The sequence below is a fragment of the Shewanella frigidimarina genome (assembly GCF_003797125.1).
Lineage (GTDB): Bacteria > Pseudomonadota > Gammaproteobacteria > Enterobacterales > Shewanellaceae > Shewanella > Shewanella frigidimarina.
On sequence record NZ_RKKE01000002.1, the window covers coordinates 80,167 to 99,560 of the forward strand.

General features: G+C 41.4%; 14 protein-coding genes, 1 tRNA gene and 1 pseudogene. 6 read left to right on the top strand and 10 right to left on the bottom strand.

The window, feature by feature from the left end; genetic code table 11:
- The first annotated feature begins 64 nt into the window (after window positions 1-64).
- Complete coding sequence (locus EGC86_RS05395) at window positions 65-1,090, top strand: GGDEF domain-containing protein (protein ID WP_011636952.1); 1,026 nt, start codon at window positions 65-67, stop codon at window positions 1,088-1,090.
- A gap of 57 nt (window positions 1,091-1,147) precedes the next feature.
- Here EGC86_RS05395 and bioD read toward each other — a convergent pair whose 3' ends face one another.
- The 4 genes from bioD to bioB are packed head-to-tail and all read right to left on the bottom strand — an operon-like array spanning window position 1,148 to window position 4,942.
- A complete protein-coding gene (gene bioD / locus EGC86_RS05400) occupies window positions 1,148-1,891 on the bottom strand; it encodes a dethiobiotin synthase (RefSeq protein WP_165872375.1) in 744 nt (247 codons plus the stop codon).
- A gap of 7 nt (window positions 1,892-1,898) precedes the next feature.
- A complete protein-coding gene (locus EGC86_RS05405; RefSeq protein ID WP_123776888.1) occupies window positions 1,899-2,663 on the bottom strand; it encodes a methyltransferase domain-containing protein in 765 nt (254 codons plus the stop codon).
- A gap of 20 nt (window positions 2,664-2,683) precedes the next feature.
- Window positions 2,684-3,883: an aminotransferase class I/II-fold pyridoxal phosphate-dependent enzyme gene (locus tag EGC86_RS05410; protein ID WP_123776889.1), complete on the bottom strand. Its 1,200-nt coding sequence runs from the start codon at window positions 3,881-3,883 to the stop codon at window positions 2,684-2,686.
- Between the two features lie 6 nt (window positions 3,884-3,889).
- Window positions 3,890-4,942, bottom strand: a complete 1,053-nt coding sequence (gene bioB, locus EGC86_RS05415; protein ID WP_011636948.1) for a biotin synthase BioB — start codon at window positions 4,940-4,942, stop codon at window positions 3,890-3,892.
- 114 nt (window positions 4,943-5,056) lie between these two features.
- Here bioB and bioA point away from each other — a divergent pair, with 114 nt between their 5' ends.
- The gene (bioA, locus tag EGC86_RS05420; RefSeq protein WP_123776890.1) at window positions 5,057-6,391 is read left to right on the top strand and encodes an adenosylmethionine--8-amino-7-oxononanoate transaminase; all 1,335 of its coding nucleotides are present in this window, start codon (window positions 5,057-5,059) and stop codon (window positions 6,389-6,391) included.
- A 75-nt stretch (window positions 6,392-6,466) separates the two neighbouring features.
- Here the strand turns inward: bioA and EGC86_RS05425 are convergent, their stop codons facing one another.
- Entirely contained in the window at window positions 6,467-7,360 is an 894-nt protein-coding gene (locus tag EGC86_RS05425) for a LysR family transcriptional regulator ArgP (RefSeq protein WP_011636946.1), read from the bottom strand.
- A gap of 158 nt (window positions 7,361-7,518) precedes the next feature.
- Between EGC86_RS05425 and EGC86_RS05430 the strand changes: the two genes are divergently transcribed.
- Entirely contained in the window at window positions 7,519-8,151 is a 633-nt protein-coding gene (locus EGC86_RS05430) for a LysE/ArgO family amino acid transporter (protein ID WP_123776891.1), read from the top strand.
- Between the two features lie 51 nt (window positions 8,152-8,202).
- Here the strand turns inward: EGC86_RS05430 and EGC86_RS05435 are convergent.
- Window positions 8,203-8,803: pseudogene (locus tag EGC86_RS05435) on the bottom strand (glutathione S-transferase family protein).
- A 32-nt stretch (window positions 8,804-8,835) separates the two neighbouring features.
- Window positions 8,836-12,258 (bottom strand): hybrid sensor histidine kinase/response regulator, encoded by a 3,423-nt coding sequence (locus tag EGC86_RS05440; protein WP_123776892.1) that lies wholly within the window; start codon window positions 12,256-12,258, stop codon window positions 8,836-8,838.
- Window positions 12,259-12,511: 253 nt separating this feature from the next.
- Between EGC86_RS05440 and acs the strand changes: the two genes are divergently transcribed.
- A complete protein-coding gene (gene acs, locus EGC86_RS05445; protein ID WP_011636942.1) occupies window positions 12,512-14,464 on the top strand; it encodes an acetate--CoA ligase in 1,953 nt (650 codons plus the stop codon).
- Window positions 14,465-14,576: 112 nt separating this feature from the next.
- Here the strand turns inward: acs and EGC86_RS05450 are convergent, their stop codons facing one another.
- Window positions 14,577-14,978 carry a hypothetical protein gene (locus EGC86_RS05450; RefSeq protein ID WP_011636941.1) on the bottom strand — a complete coding sequence of 134 codons (402 nt, stop codon included), beginning with the start codon at window positions 14,976-14,978 and terminating at the stop codon, window positions 14,577-14,579.
- A gap of 273 nt (window positions 14,979-15,251) precedes the next feature.
- Here EGC86_RS05450 and radD point away from each other — a divergent pair, with 273 nt between their 5' ends.
- Together radD and EGC86_RS05460 are read left to right on the top strand one after the other, a co-directional pair.
- Window positions 15,252-16,973 carry a DNA repair helicase RadD gene (gene radD, locus EGC86_RS05455; protein WP_165872376.1) on the top strand — a complete coding sequence of 574 codons (1,722 nt, stop codon included), beginning with the start codon at window positions 15,252-15,254 and terminating at the stop codon, window positions 16,971-16,973.
- 79 nt (window positions 16,974-17,052) lie between these two features.
- On the top strand, window positions 17,053-17,313 hold the full coding sequence (locus tag EGC86_RS05460; protein ID WP_011636939.1) for a GrxA family glutaredoxin: 261 nt from the start codon (window positions 17,053-17,055) through the stop codon (window positions 17,311-17,313).
- A 64-nt stretch (window positions 17,314-17,377) separates the two neighbouring features.
- Here the strand turns inward: EGC86_RS05460 and EGC86_RS05465 are convergent, their stop codons facing one another.
- Both EGC86_RS05465 and EGC86_RS05470 read right to left on the bottom strand, forming a co-directional pair.
- Complete coding sequence (locus tag EGC86_RS05465) at window positions 17,378-18,529, bottom strand: DcaP family trimeric outer membrane transporter (protein ID WP_011636938.1); 1,152 nt, start codon at window positions 18,527-18,529, stop codon at window positions 17,378-17,380.
- 613 nt (window positions 18,530-19,142) lie between these two features.
- Window positions 19,143-19,218: transfer RNA gene (locus EGC86_RS05470), tRNA-Lys, on the bottom strand.
- Window positions 19,219-19,394 lie beyond the last annotated feature (176 nt).

Sequence of the window (19,394 nt, forward strand, 5' to 3'; positions counted from 1 at the left end):
TTATATTTACTTCAATTGTAGATTTTTTCAAAGTCTTTCCTTAGCCCGGATCATGAGGCACTTAATGTCGAACACACTACTGCAAACCGCTGCAGCCAATTTGAAAAAAGCTGTTCCGTTAATGTTAAAATATAGAATACCCACAACGCCAACAAACTACGCGCTTTGGTATGCTTACGTGGGTGAACAAAACCCGTTACTCAATCAAGAATTAGATACAGCAGTCAAACAACATCAAACCTGTTCACCTGTGACCAGCGAATTATTATATCGTAAACATGTGGCTGACCCGGTTGAGCTTGATGTGCGAGACATGCGTAAAAATCTTGATGCGATGGTATGTGAATTATCTCAGTCACTCAAAGATACTAATTTGGACACTGAGACATTTCAAAATCAAATTGATAAAGATTTTAAGAAATTAAGCGACCTCGAAAATCAAGGTTTCTCGTTAGAGCAAGTGATTGGTATTGTAAGAAATATCGTTAAAGAATCTTCCAGCATCCGTTCTAGCACCGTGAGTTTTACCGAACAACTCCAAAAAGCTCAATCAGAAATCGATACTCTCAAAACTCGTTTAGCTGAATCTGAAAAAGACATGCTATTTGACGCCCTAACCAATGTGTTAAATCGCCGTGCATTTAACACTGACATTGAAGCGCAAATTGGCTCAGCTCCTGCGGGTACCTGCATGATTTTAATTGATATTGATCACTTTAAAACCTTCAACGATAATTTTGGCCATCAACTTGGCGATTTAGTCCTAAAAACCGTTGCCAAGCGTATCCAAGAAGCCTGTCGTGACGGCATTAAACTGTATCGTTTTGGTGGTGAAGAGTTCGCTATTATTGTACCAAGTAGTCAGTTTAGAGTTGCCAGACAATTAGCTGAAGGCATTCGCAGAGCGCTCGAAAAACTCAGCGTCAAAGACAGACGCAGTGACAAGGTTATTGACTCAATAACTGCATCTTTTGGTGTTGCTGAATGGAAAGCTAAACAAAGTGTATCTCAATTAATTGAAGCAACTGATAAGTTACTGTACGAAGCAAAACGCCTCGGTCGTAATAGAGTGATGCCAATCGCAAACTAACCATTCTGATAATATCAATTGATTGTTCGCCCAATTTTTACCTGCCCATGCTGAAAGCTAACAGCAGGAAAAATTGGGCTGAATATTTTTTGATATTGCGGGTAATTGCAGATAAACAGCAGCATTCTCAGCTGTTGCTGCCGTTAAATGAGGCACGTAACCTAAAAATGGTGCCTGCATCATCTGCTGTAAGCTGTTGAGGTTGTCGTCAATAAAAGCCATCTCAGCATCGACTTGATTCGCCACCCACCCCGCTATCGTTAATCCGTCAGCCAATATAGCCTCTTGAGTTAACAACGCATGGTTTAAACAACCTAGCTTCATGCCAACCACTAAAATAACCTCTATCTTTGGCTTCTTTTTTGGGTTTTGAATTTGTTGTGCTTGTTGCAGTTTAGTCTGCAATAATTTGACAGTATCAGATAAATACTCACCATTACCAAACGGTAAGCGCCAGCCACCAGCACCTTCTATCAAGGCAAAATCTGCTTCTAACATCGCGGGGTTGTACATAGTATCAAGGACACTTTGAGCCGTTAATGTTCGATTAATTTGCTTGGCGGCAATGTGCGGCGCAATAGCGGGTTCAAAACTAATAGGATTAACCATTGTATAAGGCAAGTTCATATTCGACTGCGCCATTAGCATCATCGCGTCGCTATTGCGTAAGCCATCCTCGGTTACGTCACAACCAGATGCAATGGGTTTAAAGCCGCATTTATGGCCTTGAGCCTTTGATAGTAATGCTGCCGAAACTAATGTTTTGCCGCTGTCGGTATCTGTTCCTGTCACAAAGTACAACATCGTTTCAACCTCGCTTGGCGCGGATATACGCAATTTGATAAGTTAATGGTATGCCTTTATCGGTACGCATTGTTTCTGCAAGTGCGGTACGTTGCTGCCATTGTTGCTTAGTAAGGGGATGATGATGTGTTGCATTGTTTTCGCCTTGTTGAGCAAACGACGCACCCACACCTTTTATTGAGTACAGCAAGCTGCGCAAATCATCAAAATACACGCTAATACTCTTTACTTGAATATCAATATTAAGCCAATCGTTTGGTGAATCTTGAGATGCGATAAACGCTGCTTTAATAGCTGATACCGAATTAAACTGATTCACTCTAAAGCCCAATGTCTGCAATTCAGCCAAGCTACCATCAACAACCACACTAAGATGACATTCGCCACTGGGTCGCAATACTCGATGAAATTCAACAAACGCTTCGGGTAGGTTTTGGCACCATTGTAAAGCTAAATTGGAATAGATACTGTCAATGGAAGCACTTTGTAATCCAAGCGCCTGTGCATCGCTGCAAATAGGTAAGTAGTCAGGGTATTGTTTTGTTAGTTGGTTAAGCATCCCATGCGCGATATCAACCGCAACGACCTGCTCAACGTCATTAAAGGCGTTAAAACTCGTACCCGGGCCGGCTCCTACATCAAGTAAGGTGCCAAATAATGGCGCATTGTCTAATAATTGCTTAGCAGTGATACGTTGTAATACATCATGTTGCTTGTATTGAGATGCGGCGATTGAAAATTTATTTGCCACCGGATTATCTAACGTCATGAGGGTCTCATAGATACGATTTATTTAGCCATTGTTTGTGGTGCTAATGCGCCTTGCTTTTCGTCAGAATCATTATATTGATCAATAAGCAGAGTCAAAGCATTAACCAATGCATGAATGTCATCGACTTTATGCAGTGCATTTAAAGTAATACGCAAACGCGCCTGACCTTTTGGCACCGTTGGCGAACGAATTGCGCCGACTAAAAAGCCTTGTTGTTTTAACTGCTGCGCAATCGCGATAACCTGATGGTTATCACCGATCATAATGGGCTGAATTGCGGTGGTAGAAGACGTAATACTCAATTTATTTGCTAATGCAAGTTGTCTAAACAACGCAATTTTAGCCGTTAACTGTGCCAATAATTCAGGGTGAGTTTGTTGCCAATTAATCGCCGCTAATGCTAAATGAGCATTAGCTGGAGATAAAGCTGTCGAGTAAATATACTCACGGCAGGTAGCAACCAAGTAATCAATTACCTCTTTTGAGGCTAAAATCGCTGCGCCTTGACACCCTAACGCTTTACCAAAGGTGACCACTTGAATATCGACATTATCGGCATTAACAAACGAGCTTGGTAATACCCCAAAACCATGGGCATCATCGACAATAAGCCAACATCCATATTGCTTACATAAATCAGATAGCTCAGTAATGGGGGCTATATCGCCGTCCATACTGAATACACTCTCGGTGACAACGGCTGAATTGGGATTTCGTTCAATAATACGTGCTGCGCTGTTGATGTCATTATGCAAAAAGCGACTAATTTTACTGCCACAGTCTTTTAAGCCATCAATAATTGAGGCGTGCACCAATTTATCGGCAATGACCGTGTCATCGGTGTTAAACAAGGTTTTCATTAACGCACTATTGGCACTAAAGCCTGAACTAAACAGCATACAAGCTTGGTGGCTGGTAATCTCACATAAGCGTTGTTCCAGCGCCAGATGGGCTTGGCTATAACCACTCACAAGCGGTGATGCCCGACTGCCTACACCATACACGGTTGCACCATCGTAAAGTGCTTGTGCTAAAGCAGGTTCGTGGGCTAAACCTAAATAGTCATTATGGCTAAAATCAATCAATGTTGATTGTTGCGACGTTGCCGACACCTGTCGTTGGCGTAACAATCCTGCAGCCTGCAGTTCGGCAAGCTTCTCACTTATCCGTAATGTAATTGGATGTTCTCCAATTTCAGGCTGACTGAATGATGTCATATTAGATTACAGCGCTGCGGCATCAAAAAACTGCTTAGTCGACTTATCTTGTTTGGCACTGGCTTTGGCTAATAGTGCGCTATCGTTTTCAATGTTGGCTTGTGGGCCTTGCTCAGGATGCAAACCTAAACGACGGAACAAACTCATATCATCATTTTCTTCAGGGTTTGGCGTTGTTAATAGCTTACAACCGTAAAAAATAGAATTAGCACCGGCAAAGAAACACATAGATTGCAGTTCATCACTCATGCTTTCACGTCCTGCAGATAAACGTACTCGAGATTTAGGCATTAAAATACGGGCAACAGCAATAGTGCGCACAAATTCAAGCGGATCAAGATCATCGATATTCTCAAACGGCGTACCGGCCACTTTAACTAACATGTTGATTGGTACTGAATCTGGGTGTTGTTCTAAATTAGCTAATTGTTGCAATAAACCTGCGCGATCAGTAGCTTTTTCACCCATACCCACAATGCCGCCTGAGCACACTTTCATGCCCGATGCGCGCACGTTTGTTAGCGTATCTAAGCGACTTTGATAAGTACGAGTGGTAATAACGTCGCCGTAATATTCAGGCGAGGTATCAAGGTTATGGTTGTAATAATCTAAACCAGCGTCGGCTAATTTTCCGGCTTGTTCAGACGACAACATCCCTAATGTCATACAGGTTTCCATGCCTAAAGCACGGACATCTTTTACCATTTGCGTCAAATATGGCATATCTTTGTCACGCGGGTTACGCCAAGCGGCGCCCATACAAAAACGCGATGCTCCTGCCGCTTTAGCACTTTTAGCTTCGGTTAGTACTTTATCAATTTCAAGTAAACGTTCTTTTTCAAGACCTGTATCGTAGCGTGCACTTTGAGGACAATATTTACAGTCCTCTGGGCATGCGCCGGTTTTAATCGACAATAGGCGGCTGATCTGCACTTCGTTAGGGTCAAACGTTTCACGATGAATACTGTGAGCTTTAAACAATAAATCATTCATAGGCAGCGCAAACAATGCTTCAATTTGTGCTTTTTGCCAATCGTGACGAACTTCAGCTAACGACATGGATCATTCCTTTATTTTGATTTTATGTTGGCTAGGATACCCTGAGCCCGTAAACTGTCAACGCAGCAACCACTTTACGCTTTACTAGCGGTCAAAAAAAGAGCACTTATAATTATGCCACTTTCCGATACAAATACCACAATCGATTATGCTTTCGATGCACAACATATCTGGCACCCATACACCTCTATGACCCAGTCTCTGCCTGTATATGGAGTCGTTTCAGCACAAGGTTGTGAGTTGACTTTAGATGATGGAAAAGTACTTATAGATGGCACCAGTTCATGGTGGTCTTGTGTGCATGGTTATAGTCATCCGACCATTTTGGCCGCTATGCAAAAGCAGCTATCACAGCTCAGTCATGTGATGTTTGGCGGCATAACCCATCAGCCAGCCATTGAGACCTCAAAACGCTTAGTGCAGATGACCAGCGATAACTTAACTAAGGTTTTCTTAGCTGATTCAGGCTCAATTGCAGTGGAAGTTGCGCTAAAAATGGCGCTGCAATATTGGCAGGGGCGAAACCAGCCGCAAAAGCAACGGATTATGACTGTAAAAAGTGGTTATCATGGTGATACTTTTGCCGCGATGAGCGTATGTGATCCTGATGGTGGAATGCATATCATGTTTGGCAACAATGTGACTAAACAAGTCTTTATCCCTGCGCCAACCTCAAAGTTTGACGAACCGTTGAATCAAACCGATACACTCGCATTAAATGCCGCATTTGCGCAACACCATCAAGATATTGCTGCGGTGATTATTGAACCCATCATGCAAGGTGCTGGCGGAATGCGTTTTTACTCACCAGCTTATTTAGTTAAACTTCGCCAACTTTGCGACCAATACGATGTGCTATTGATATTAGACGAAATAGCTACCGGATTTGGCCGTACTGGCACTCTCTTCGCTTATGAGCATGCCAATATTGAGGCCGATATTTTATGTGTAGGTAAAGCCTTAACCGGTGGATATATTAGCCTCGCAGCCACCTTATGCAGTGACGAAGTGGCCAATGGTATTAGTGATTCGCCCGCCGGTGTGTTTATGCATGGCCCTACTTTTATGGGGAATCCATTGGCATGTGCTGCAGCAACCGCTAGCTTAGACTTATTGCTTGCCGGCGATTGGCAACAGCAGGTAAAAGACATTGAAACGCATTTAATACGCACCTTACCCGCAGCCATGACGTCAAAAGAGGTTAAAGATGTACGAGTACTTGGCAGTGTCGGCGTAATCGAAATGCACTCGCCAGTGAATACAGCAGCCTTACAAAAAGCCTTTGTTGACTTAGGTGTGTGGGTAAGGCCTTTTAGCCGCTATATCTACATCATGCCGCCTTACACTATTAGCGCTGCACAATTAACCCAACTAACCTCGGCCATGTTGTTAATTGCCGATACCCTTATTCCTACCGAAGAGAATCAAACGTTGATTAGCCATGGATAATCAAAGCAGGTCTATTCACTGCTTGGGTAAGTCTTAATTTGGGCCCGTCTCAGCTTAGGTAGATCAAAGTTTAGCTTAATCTAATACCGATTGAGCGTGGGCAATAATGGCATCTGAAACGTCTTTATAGACACCTTTAAGTAAAATCCAATGGTGCCAGTAAAGCGTTTCAGTGATGATATGGTCTTTACATATGTGCACTAACTCACCAGTGGCTAGTTCTGGTTTAATTTGCGTTTTTGGTACTAAACAATAGGCAGCACCATGTTTAGCCATGGTCACAAAAGCATCTGATGAACGCACAGCATGTAATGGATATTCACCTTGCATCAAACCAAAATGCTGTTGAATATAACGTGTGTGCATATTGTCTTTATGATCAAACGCAATACCCGGTGCTTTTCTAAGGCTGTCAGCACTAATGCCGTTAGGGAAATAATCACGACTAAACTCAGGTGACGCCACTAGCAGATAGTCGACACAGCCTAATCGAGTTAATTGACAACCTTTAATCGGTGTAGATTGCACCGAAATGGCACCAAAAGCTTGGCCATCCTTTAACCTATTAATCGTACGAGCTTCACCTTCAATCAGCAGGTTTATCTCAACTAAATGTGACTTAATCACTGGGGCTATTGCCGGAATGAGCCAAGTTGCCAACGTGTCGGCATTGGTGGCGATATTCAGAGTTAACGGAGTTTGGGGGGAATGCGGCATAGCACTAGGAAGTACGTCAGCTTCTAGCTGTACCACTTGGTAATAGTGCTTTAAGAGCTGCTTACCTAAATCTGTAGTTTGAATAGGTTGGCTTCTAATCAATACTGGTTGAGCAAACTGTTGCTCTAATTGTTTAATCCGCTGTGACACCGCCGATTGCGATAAGCACAACACACCTGCTGCACGCTCAAAACTTTGTTCTTTAATCACACAACTCAATGCTTGCAGCAATTTATAATCAAGTTTACTCATTGTTTTACCAACTCATTAAATCCCCTGAGACCATCGTAACTGGTATTTATACTGCTTTCATTAATTTATCTTATATAGCAGAAAAATTATTAATTTAACTTATAACAAAACTGTTGCTACTTTAGCAACTCATTACATTGCTTGTAACTAGGAAACTCATGGCCACTTCTGCATTATTTCAAGGACTTATTCTCGGCTTAGGAATGATTATTCCAATTGGCGCCCAAAACTCTTACATATTAAGTCAAGGAATAAAACGCAATCACCACTTTCTCGCGGCTACAATTTGTATGTTGTGTGATGTGTTATTAATTGGTCTAGGTATTTTTGGCGGAGGTAAATTAATCGCCAGCAGTGAATGGCTAATGTTACTTATTGGCTGGGGCGGAGTCACTTTTTTAGTTGTTTATGCAGTTATGTCGTTCAAAAATGTATGGCGAAATCAGTACCAAGTTGCAACACACATTGCTGCAGCCAATAGTCGTAAAAAAATTATCGGCACCACATTTGCAGTCACCTTGCTTAACCCTCATGTGTATTTAGATACTGTGATGATATTAGGTAGCGTGGGCGGTACTTTTGATGGTAACGAAAAATGGGCATTTGCAATAGGTACTATACTGGCATCGGTTTTGTGGTTTTATACTATTGCATTTGGTGCTGCTAAACTTGCACCCTGGTTAGGTGCACCTAAAGTTCAACGCGTGATTGATGCCATAGTCGGCACTATTATGCTTTTTATCGCCTATTCAGTATTTAATACTTTATTAATAATACCAACAAACTCATAGCGACAGGCTACACATGTAGACCAAAAGATACTCATAAAAAACAGTAAAGAATTAACTCTCCATTGGCACAAAACCAGCTTGCTGTTTTATGCGTATTAACCATTGATTAATCTGCGGGTAATGGGCTAAATCAAAGCCACCTTGATGTGCAACATGAGTATAAGCAAACAAAGCAATGTCCGCTAAAGTAAACTGCGAACCACACAGAAAGGGTTGCCAAGCGAGCTCAGCCTCCATAGCCGCAAGCGCTTTATGGCCTTTAACGTGCAGTGAGTGATATTCAGCTAAACGATCTTCAGGTAGCCCTAAATACAACTGAATAAAGCGTGCTACGGCAATATATGGCTCATGGCTATACTGTTCAAAAAAACATCCACTGATACATTTTAGCTTTACTAAAAGTATCGGTGGGGATCAATTCAGAGCCTTCAGCAAGATAACCCATAATGGCATTCGACTCCGATAATACTCTCCCATCATCGAGTTCTATTAATGGTATTTTACCCTGCGGATTTTTAGCTAAAAACTCTGGTGTCTGCGTTTCACCATTCGTGATACTCATTTCTTGCCATAGATGATCGACATCGAGCATATTCAACACCAGCTGCAATTTATAACAATTACCCGACATGCTATCGCCATAAGCTGTGATCATTAGTTGTCCTCAACGCTAAAATAACTCAATTACTTTTTAACAAGACTAGAAATTAACGCACGCAATGCGGCAGGTTTTACCATCTTTGCCATATAGTGATAGCCACGTTTTTCAACATCATCAATCAAATCTTTATTAGTATTGGCAGTAATTAATATCCCTGGTAAATGCTCACCATAACGACTGCGAATACCATTCATCGCATCAATACCATTTTGGTCATCATCTAAATGATAATCAGCTAACATAATGTCTGGGGCGACTCCTTTAAGCCCTAATTTAATTCGAGCATCGGCAAGGTCTTTGGCACAAATAACTTCACATTGCCAACGACTTAACAAAGACTCTAGCCCCGCGAGAATGGCTTCTTCATTATCAATACACAAGACTTTAATGCCAGCTAAAGGCTGCAATAATGTCGGTAAAGGTTTACTACTTATTTTGCTGACCGTTTCACCTAATGGCACGAATATAGAGAATAGAGAACCATGACCTAAAGTTGAACTTACATGAATTTGATGATCAAGTACTTTACTAATCCGATCGGCAATCGCCAATCCCAATCCCAAGCCGCCAACATTACGGCTACTGGGATGATTAAGACGTTTAAACTCTTTAAAAATTTCTTGTATATCAAACTCATTTATCCCACAGCCAGTATCTAACACTTGGATCTCGATAAAATCACCTCGATGGCGGCAACCAAATAACACTTTTCCACCACGGGCATATCGATATGCATTGGTTAAGAAGTTTTGCAAAATACGTCGTAATAATGAAGGGTCGGAGTTAACTGTCGCTTTAGAAGGCACCATTGAAAACGAAATTTGGCTATCACTGGCCATGGCGTCAAATTCAACCGATAAACCGTTAATCACCTCTGCGATAGCAAAATCACGACGATTAACGTCCACCATGCCAGAGTCGAGTTTTGAGATATCGAGTAAATCGGTCAATAACTCTCCCGCTATTTTCAACGAACTGTTTACATGAGTTAGCGTGGTGCGGGCTTCTAAATCTAGATTAGGATATTGCGATAATGAGGCCGTAAATAACCTTGCCGCATTTAATGGCTGCATTAGATCATGACCGACGGCGGCTAAAAATCGAGTTTTAGACGCATTAGCGAGCTCTTCTTGCGCTTTTGCTTCAAGTAATTCACTGTTTAGCATCGCCAATTCATAGGTTCGTTCTTGCACACGACTTTCTAGAGTTTCGTTGGCTTCCAGTAACGCTTTTTCTTGCAAACGATATTGAGTAATATCGGTAAATGTCATCACAAAGCCACCATCGGGCATTGGATTACCTTGAATTTTAATCACTTTACCATCTTGGCGTTCACGCTCAGATGTGTGCGGAGTGCCATTACGCATATGCTGTACCCGCACTGCTACCTGGTTTTCAATGTCTCCCGAGCCACAAAAGCCGCGCAACGCATTAAACCGCACCACTTCAGCAATAGGCATTCCTTGTTGTAAAAAGCCTTCAGGATATTGATACAATTCAACATAGCGATAATTCCACGCAACCAAGCTTAGGTCTTTGTCGACCACACTCATACCTTCATAAGCGTGTTCAATTGCACCGCGCAGCATATCCTGACTTAAAATAATTTTAGAGGATGCTTCATCTACAAGACTGAATACTTCATCCAGCGCCAAATCGCGGCCTTGTAGGACAGAGTCCATCACTAATGATGCACTTGATGCACCTAAAACACCCGACAGCATGTGTTCAGTGTGAGCAATTAATTCTTCTGGAGCAGCTTTGTACCAACTGTCACTTTTAACTGCATCGGCAGAAAAACGACTAAAGCTTTCATAAGCACGAGTTGGGCTCACAAATCGGCTTGCTAAAATTAATAAATCTTGTTGCGAAATAGGCCCTTGACGTTTCTTCGAATCTTTCTTAGATGACCAAGGTTTAACAAAATTACTTGCTTGAATACGTTCGGCAACGCCCGCTCTAAACCAAATAGAACCCAACACATAACAAAATATATTCGCTAACAAAGCGATTAATGTATCACTAATATTGGGGGTTATTGAATTGAGTAAGCCAGACTCACTACCGAGTAAACGAGCCTCGCCTGCACCTTGAAGTAAAATAAAACACCACAAGCTAAAACCGACAGCTAGGCCAAGATAAACACCCGCTCGATTACCGTGCTTCCAATATAATCCACCGACTAATGCCGGTGCTAGTTGAGAAAATGCGCCAAAGGACATCATTCCCAAATGTGAAAGCGAGTCACTGTCAGTAAACAGTAAATAACTTAAATAGCCAAAACCTAGAATAACCACAATCGATAAACGGCGGACATTTAATAATAATTGAGAAAATTGGCTAAAGTTCTTTTCTCTTATTTGCCCCGTTCGCAGCAAAAATGGCACCAACCACTCATTACTGACCATCACACTGATGGTCACTACGGCCACGATCACCATCCCCGTTGCCGCAGACAAACTACCTAACAAGGCTACAACCGCTAATATTGGTTGGTCTAGTGCCAAAGGTAAATTAATCACATAAGTATCAGCAGATACCGAATCACCCAGAATAATTTTACCGGCTAATGCCAATGGCGCGACAAACATGCCAAACAAGGCTAAATAAATTGGAAATATCCAACGTGATTTCTTTAAAATATGCTCGCCGCCACATTCAACCACCATCACATGGAACTGCCTTGGCATACACAAAAACGCTGCCATACCAACAAATAGTTCAGGGAGAAACGATTCTAAACGAATGTGACTATTTTCGATTAATGCTTTATCCGATGCCTGCTGCCAAATATCGCCAAAGCCATCAAAAACACCAAAACTAATCACCACACCGACTGAGATAAATGCAGCGAGTTTAACCAATGACTCAAACGCAATTGCGACCATCATTCCAGGATTATGTTCAGTCGCATCTAATTTACGCGTACCAAATAAAATGGCAAAGATGGCCAGTAACATGGTGATTAATAATGGCACTGCAACTGGGCTCAAAGGGGTATTGTCAGGTTGGAATAAGTTAAGGCTAAACACCATTGCTTTAAGCTGTAGCGCGATATAAGGCATGATGCCAAACAATGCAATAAGCGTCACTAAAGCGGCTAATAACTGTGACTTGCCATAACGAGCAGCAATAAAGTCGGCAACTGAAGTAATGTTTTGTGCTTTAGACACCACAACCATTTTTCGTAGCATGCCAAACCCAAGGGTAAACACTAATATTGGGCCGACAAAAATAGGTAAAAAGGACCATAAATCATTGGCAGACTGACCTACTGTGCCTAAAAAACTCCATGATGAGCAATATACAGCTAAGCTAAGCCCATAAATCCATACTTGAGCTTTTTGATTTATTTTACTAAACCACCGCTCGGCACCCCATGCCAAAATAAACAGCAATGACACATAACATACCGCAATCACGGCAACGATTAAGGTTAAGTTCATGAAACGTCCGCTATCACTTTATTATTAAAAATCTGTTTTATTTTCATCTAAAACATCATGTATTGAGCAGAAAACAACCTGCATAAGAGAATCGATATAAATAATCGACCAAATCTGCAGCAACCATTACCATATTAACACGTGCAACAGACTAAATATTAAGGATATTTTAAAACTAGACCAAGGTCTAATAGTGCAAACAACCCGTTGCAGATGATACTTTAACCACGCCATTTTTAGAAAGGGAAGCCCCATGACCCCGCAGTCTCTTTACAAAGTTCCTAGTGACATTGCAGAAAACGCACTGGTTAATAACGATCAATATAAGAAAATGTACCAGGAGTCCATTATTAATCCAGAAGGTTTCTGGAGAGAACACGGCAAACGTATTGATTGGATTAAACCTTATACCAAAATTAAGAAAACGTCTTTTGATGATCATAATCTTTCGATTAATTGGTTTTATGATGGCACGCTCAATGCTTCGGCCAATTGTTTAGATCGTCACCTTGAAGAACACGGCGATAAGCTTGCCATTATTTGGGAAGGCGATGACGCCAACGAACAACGCAAATTAACTTACGCAGAGCTACACACACAAGTGTGTAAGTTTGCCAATGCGCTACGTAGCCAAGGGGTTAATAAGGGCGATATCGTCACTATCTACATGCCGATGGTGCCTGAAGCGGCTGTCGCTATGTTGGCTTGTGCTCGCATTGGTGCAGTTCATTCAGTGGTATTTGGTGGCTTCTCACCCGACTCGATAGCAGCAAGGGTAATTGATGGAAAATCAAAAGTCTTAATTACTGCCGACGAAGGTATTCGTGGTGGCCGTAAAATCCCTTTAAAACGCAGCATTGATGAAGCCATATCAAATCCTGATGTTACTTGCGTCGAAAAAGTTATTGTATTTAAGCGCACAGGTGGTGACATCGATTGGGTTGAAGGTCGAGACGTTTGGTGGCATTCACTCATGGAAGTGGCTTCAGAATTTTGCCAACCAGCAGAAATGAACGCCGAAGATCCACTATTTTTGCTTTATACCTCTGGCTCTACAGGTAATCCTAAAGGTGTGCTTCATACTACCGGTGGTTATATGGTGTATGCCTCGATGACACACGAATACGTGTTTGATTATAAAGCTGACGAAGTATATTGGTGTACCGCCGATGTAGGCTGGATTACCGGTCATTCCTATATGGTATATGGACCTTTTGCTAATGCCGCCACGGTATTAATTCATGAAGGTGTACCTAATCACCCTACTCCAGCTCGATTAGGTGAAATGATTGACCGACATAAGGTCAATATCCTGTATACCGCTCCTACATTAATTCGTGCATTAATGGCTGAAGGTAAAGAACAATTTAGCAGCTATAAAGGTGACTCATTGCGCATTATGGGTTCAGTAGGTGAACCCATAAACCCTGAGGCTTGGCGTTGGTACCATGAGGTAATCGGTCATGAAAACTGCCCTATTGTCGACACTTGGTGGCAAACTGAAACTGGCGGCATCCTGATCAGCCCATTACCTGGTGCAACGGATACCAAACCTGGCTCTGCAACTCGACCATTTTTTGGTGTGCAACCAGCACTGGTTGATAACATGGGTGATATTGTTGAAGGTACTGGTGAAGGTAACTTAGTTATCCTTGACTCGTGGCCAGGCCAAATGCGAACAGTGTACGGTGACCATGATAGATTTGCGCTGACTTATTTTAAAACATTCCGTGGTATGTATTTTACCGGTGATGGCGCACGTCGTGATGAAGATGGCTATTATTGGATCACTGGTCGTGTCGATGATGTCATCAACGTTTCTGGGCATCGCCTAGGTACGGCTGAAGTGGAAAGCGCTCTAGTGTCGCATGAACTCGTTGCTGAAGCGGCCGTTGTGGGTTACCCACATGACATTAAAGGCCAAGGCATTTATGCATACGTCACCCTAACCCGTGGCATTGAACCGACAGAAGAGTTACGTCAAGAGTTACGTCAATGGGTTCGTAAAGAAATTGGTGCACTTGCCACACCAGATCTTATCCAGTGGGCAAGTGGTTTACCTAAAACGCGTTCAGGCAAAATTATGCGTCGATTCTTACGTAAAATTGCGGCTAACGAAGTAACCAACTTAGGTGATTCTTCTACTCTGGCAGATCCTGCAGTGATTGATACGTTGATTGAGTCTCGCTTAAACAAAACTGAGTAATGAAAATCAACTTGTGATGTTCTATCCACCCTGAGAAATCCTGACCAATTTCTCTTTTCGCCCCTCAATTGAGGGGCTTTTTTTTATCTAAAACCAGCATTATTTAACATTATTACTTATCTGAAACCTTAGGCTGTGGAGCATAAGCAGTATCAATAGTGACATTATATGAATGATCATTTAATGTCATTTTGTAGCTCGTTGATTGACCCACTTTAATCGTTATGGCTTTGTCACCTAATAGATCCGCACCATCATTAGATTCATCGCGTAAACTTATCAACAAATTAACCTTATTATCACTATTTGCTGTCGATACTATGGTCACGCCATAGTCTCCTTCAACACTGAGTGACACAGATTCATTTAGTCCCATCTCAATTTTTGATGCCGATGCAGTTGCATCGTCTGAATGCTTAACCGTTTCTTCAATAGATAAACCAATGACCAGACTTTCTTCGGCAACGGCGAGATGGCTAACCATTAACAGAGCGGCTAACGATAAAAATTTCATAATGTGTTTTCCTGATGGTGATAAATTTCATTTTTATTAGTATTAATATCATCTGATTCAATAGATGAATCTACACCAACTGATATAAAAAAACAGCGCTTAACACGCAAAAAATACCATCCCTGTCTATTTATCATCTTTAACCATCAGCAATTGATTTATCCAACTCAATTAAAACATCATGGTTTATCAATCATTGGCTATGTTAAGCTTTATATAAACCAGAACAACGCTACCGGTAAAGTGAAACACTCATCTACTCACCCCGTAAATATCACCTTACGTGACTATCAACAGCAATCGGTCGACGCGGCTATAGCTCACTTCAAGCACAGCCAACAATCGGCGGTATTAGTGCTACCTACCGGTGCGGGTAAAAGTATTGTGATTGCCGAACTGGCACGTATCGCGAATGGTAATGTGCTAGTGCTCACCCATGTAAAAGAATTAGTCGCTCAAAATGCTGAAAAAGTGGGTTTACTCACTCAAGAGGCCAACATCTATTCCGCAGGATTAAATCAAAAAAAGGCTAATGGCAAAACCGTGGTAGCCAGTGTCCAATCAGCCGCTCGCGCCCTAGATAAATTCACTCAAGCATTTTCATTAGTGATCATTGATGAATGCCATCGAGTCAGTAATGAGTCTACTAGCCAATATCAACAACTGCTCACGCACCTTAAAGCGCGTAATCCTGACATTAAACTGCTTGGGCTAACTGCCACGCCTTATCGTTTAGGTTTAGGCTGGATTTACCGGCACCATTATCATGGAAAAGTAGGTAATACAGATACACCTGTATTCGAAAAATGCATTTTTGAACTTCCAATGCGACCATTGATCAAAAAAGGTTACTTAACCAAACCAACCATTTTTGACGGACTGAGTGCACAGTATGATTTTAGTGAGCTCGTTGCACATGACAGTGGTGAATATCCACAAATGGAAATCGATTCTTTATTACATCATCAAGGACGAGCAACCACAGCTATTATCAAACAAGTAAAACAACTTGCTGAACTCCGAAAAGGTGTATTGATTTTTGCTGCTACGGTCAGACATGCCAATGAAGTAATGACTCTATTAGACGACGATGCCGCCTTAATTACCGCTCAAACGCCACATAGCGAACGTGATGACATCATCAATCGCTTTAAAGCCCAACGTCTCAAATACATTGTTAACGTTGCCGTATTAACCACAGGCTTCGATGCTCCTCACGTCGACCTTATCGCAATTTTGCGCCCCACCGCATCGGTGAGCCTATTCCAACAGATGATAGGTCGAGGATTACGCTTGGCCCCCAATAAAGCAGATTGTTTAGTCATTGATTATGCAGCTAATGGTTATGACTTATTTTACCCGGAAGTCGGTCAAGCCAAACCCAATAGCAAATCAGTACCAGTACAAGTGCATTGTCCTGTATGTCAATTTGCTAATACTTTTTGGGGCCTAGTAGATGGCGATGGCGATATTATTGAACATTATGGCAGACGCTGTCAGGGGTTAATCGATGAGCTGCAACAGTGTGACTTTAGATTTAGATCAAAGTCATGCCCTGACTGTGGAGCGGAAAATGATATCGCGGCACGTATTTGTCATAGCTGCCAATCAACCTTAATTGATCCCGATAAGCGACTAAAACAAGTACTTAACGCTCAGCATCATCACTTATTTAAATGTGAGCAAATGTTGTTGCGCGATCAAGACAATAAGTTGCTTATTCAATATATTGATATTGAAGGTAATGATTTTAAGCGAATGTTTAGCTTCGCCACACCAGCACAACGAAAAGCATTTTATGCGGTATTTGTTCTCAGTCATACCCGCACTCCAGGTATACCGCATCCTCAATATAATAAAGTAACCGATGTATTGACGGATCAAATTCGATTCAGAAAACCCGATTTATTATTACTGAAAAAAAACAAACATCGCTGGGATTTAGTTGATTCATTTTTTGACTATCAAGGCAAATATAAAATCGATATGAGTTAAAACAAAATTAATTGCGTTGAATTATGATTTGAAAAGTACTTATGGTATAAATTGGCCATATCATTAAACAGGAGTCACCATGTTTGTAGTTATTTTTGGCCGCCCAGGTTGCCCATATTGTGTTCGAGCTGTTGAATTATCAGAAAAATTAGCGGCGCAGAGTGAAGATTTCAAATTCAAATATATTGATATTCATGCCGAAGGTATCACTAAAGCGGATTTATCAAAAAGTGTGGGTAAAACGGTAGAAACTGTTCCACAAATTTTTGTAGATGAACAACCTATTGGTGGTTGCACCGAATTCGAAGCGTATGTTCGTCAAAACAACTTACTTAATTAAGCTTCGTAAGTATAAAGATAAAAAGGCAACCTAATGGGTTGCCTTTTTATTATCTACTCAAATACTAAAGAGCATATTTCGCCGAAAACATAATCCGATTCAAGTCGCCATCGGAACCGTCTTCACGTTCATTCAAGGCATGCATAAACTCAACTCCAAAAGTCAGTGGCTTTGAAGGTGAGAACAATAAGTTAACGTAACCAGAGTAAGCCTCTTTATTAACGGCACCGCCGGTAAGCGCTACATCATTATCTGCGCTAAAACCTGAAAGCGTCACACTAGATCGCCATTGCTCTGACCACCAATGACGATATGAGACGAAACCACCAAACGATTTAATCGTTTGAATTTCACCGTTGGTATCAAGCACACCAGCGTTAGCATAATTTAGCGCCATATAACGACCTAGCCCTTCCCCGTAAGTGGCAGTAAATTTGAGGTCATCTTTACCAACAGGGATAACCCCCGCAAAACTGACACCATAACCCAGCTCTGAAGTATCATACGTTGTGGTACCAACGACTTGCTCTAGATCTAATTGCCTTACAATCGCCGCAACTGAAAATGCAGAACCACTGGCAGCGCTAAAATTATAGCGCCCTACAAAATCAGGAACAACGCCACTGCCACTGGTAATTCGACCACCGCCGCCTAATGGCGTCACAGTAGTTTCAGGGTTTTCAATCGAAAATTGCCAGTTACCACTGGTATAACGTAATAGTGATTGTCTAACAAACGGTGTGCCTTCTGCCGCACCAACAAAATCCAGGTTTTCCGGTAAAGCACCAGGATTTTGGAACGTGGTCCACGTTTGTCCTACTGTCCAATTATCATAACTTACAAATGCATGGCGAATACGTGGAGAGTAACTATTAGACACACGTTCATTACCATCTGTATGTGTCATAAAATCCAGTTCAATAAAACCGGTCAGTTTATGCCCTTCAAGATCAGTAACAGTCTTAAAATTAAAACGCGATTCACGAGCTTGAAAGTCGACTACTTGCTTACCATTTCCCGTCGTGCCATAAATCGTTCCTGGCACATAGAACTGACGAGATAGAGAACCTGAATCTGGCGCCCCATTACCATAATCACTAAACATCACATCGGCTTTGATGTAGCCACCAAAAGTCATATCTGTAGCAGCCTGAGCTCCCCCGCTCATTGCCAATAAAGCACCTGCAACATAAAGACTGAGTTTTTGCTTTTTCATTATTATCTCCCTATTGATATTGTTCTAATCTTGAGCAATATGAGCCAATTAACAATCATATAACATTAGCAATAGGTCTATGAGACAAAAGTAGACAAGCAAAAACTAATAAATAGACTACTTCGAAAACAAGATGTTGTTTAATACAATGTAGATCTTGATGAGTTTGGACACTAAAGATTTATAAGAAATTAAACGCTAAATAAGCTGATAACAAAATACATCGACCAGTTACGACCTGGATTGGTTTTGTATAACATCTTAGGCTCGCTGGAATATAATCATCGAACGCTACTCAAATCTTGTAACGTAATAATAAGATATAACGTTGATAAAAGGGATTCTTAGAGGACATAACTAAAGGAGTAAAATAGTGGGTAATGAAAGGTTCAAACATTGGAAAAATGACTCAAAAGTCAACGGCAGCAGTTGATTTCACACAGAGTAACTGAGCTGACGATCCATCTTGATTTTGCAAAACCTAATTATTATTGAAATTAAAGCAAACTATCGAGATTTAAACATCTGAAAATATACTGAGCTATTTTAGCCAATGATAAGTATTGTATTCTGTGATGATTTAGAAATAATAGTGAGGGAAAAACAGAGAAAGTGGTGGGTCGTGAAGGATTCGAACCTTCGACCAATTGGTTAAAAGCCAACTGCTCTACCAACTGAGCTAACGACCCATCTTGGTTTTGGAAGAACTAATATTCTTTCTGGAACAAAAGCCAACTGTCTCTATTTCAAGACCAACTGAGCTAACGACCCATCTTGGTTTTGCAAGAACTGATATTCTTACTGGAACAAAAGCCAAATGTCTCTATTTCAAGACCAACTGAGCTAACGACCCATCTTAGTGTAA

Excerpts from the sequence above, each read along its gene's own strand:
- EGC86_RS05395 (WP_011636952.1), top strand. The coding sequence starts at position 65 with ATGTCGAACACACTACTGCAAACCGCTGCAGCCAATTTGAAAAAAGCT.
- EGC86_RS05405 (WP_123776888.1), bottom strand. The coding sequence starts at position 2,663 with ATGACGTTAGATAATCCGGTGGCAAATAAATTTTCAATCGCCGCATCT.
- EGC86_RS05410 (WP_123776889.1), bottom strand. The coding sequence starts at position 3,883 with ATGACATCATTCAGTCAGCCTGAAATTGGAGAACATCCAATTACATTA.
- bioB (WP_011636948.1), bottom strand. The coding sequence starts at position 4,942 with ATGTCGTTAGCTGAAGTTCGTCACGATTGGCAAAAAGCACAAATTGAA.
- bioA (WP_123776890.1), top strand. The coding sequence starts at position 5,057 with ATGCCACTTTCCGATACAAATACCACAATCGATTATGCTTTCGATGCA.
- EGC86_RS05425 (WP_011636946.1), bottom strand. The coding sequence starts at position 7,360 with ATGAGTAAACTTGATTATAAATTGCTGCAAGCATTGAGTTGTGTGATT.
- EGC86_RS05430 (WP_123776891.1), top strand. The coding sequence starts at position 7,519 with ATGGCCACTTCTGCATTATTTCAAGGACTTATTCTCGGCTTAGGAATG.
- EGC86_RS05440 (WP_123776892.1), bottom strand. The coding sequence starts at position 12,258 with ATGAACTTAACCTTAATCGTTGCCGTGATTGCGGTATGTTATGTGTCA.
- acs (WP_011636942.1), top strand. The coding sequence starts at position 12,512 with ATGACCCCGCAGTCTCTTTACAAAGTTCCTAGTGACATTGCAGAAAAC.
- EGC86_RS05450 (WP_011636941.1), bottom strand. The coding sequence starts at position 14,978 with ATGAAATTTTTATCGTTAGCCGCTCTGTTAATGGTTAGCCATCTCGCC.
- EGC86_RS05460 (WP_011636939.1), top strand. The coding sequence starts at position 17,053 with ATGTTTGTAGTTATTTTTGGCCGCCCAGGTTGCCCATATTGTGTTCGA.
- EGC86_RS05465 (WP_011636938.1), bottom strand. The coding sequence starts at position 18,529 with ATGAAAAAGCAAAAACTCAGTCTTTATGTTGCAGGTGCTTTATTGGCA.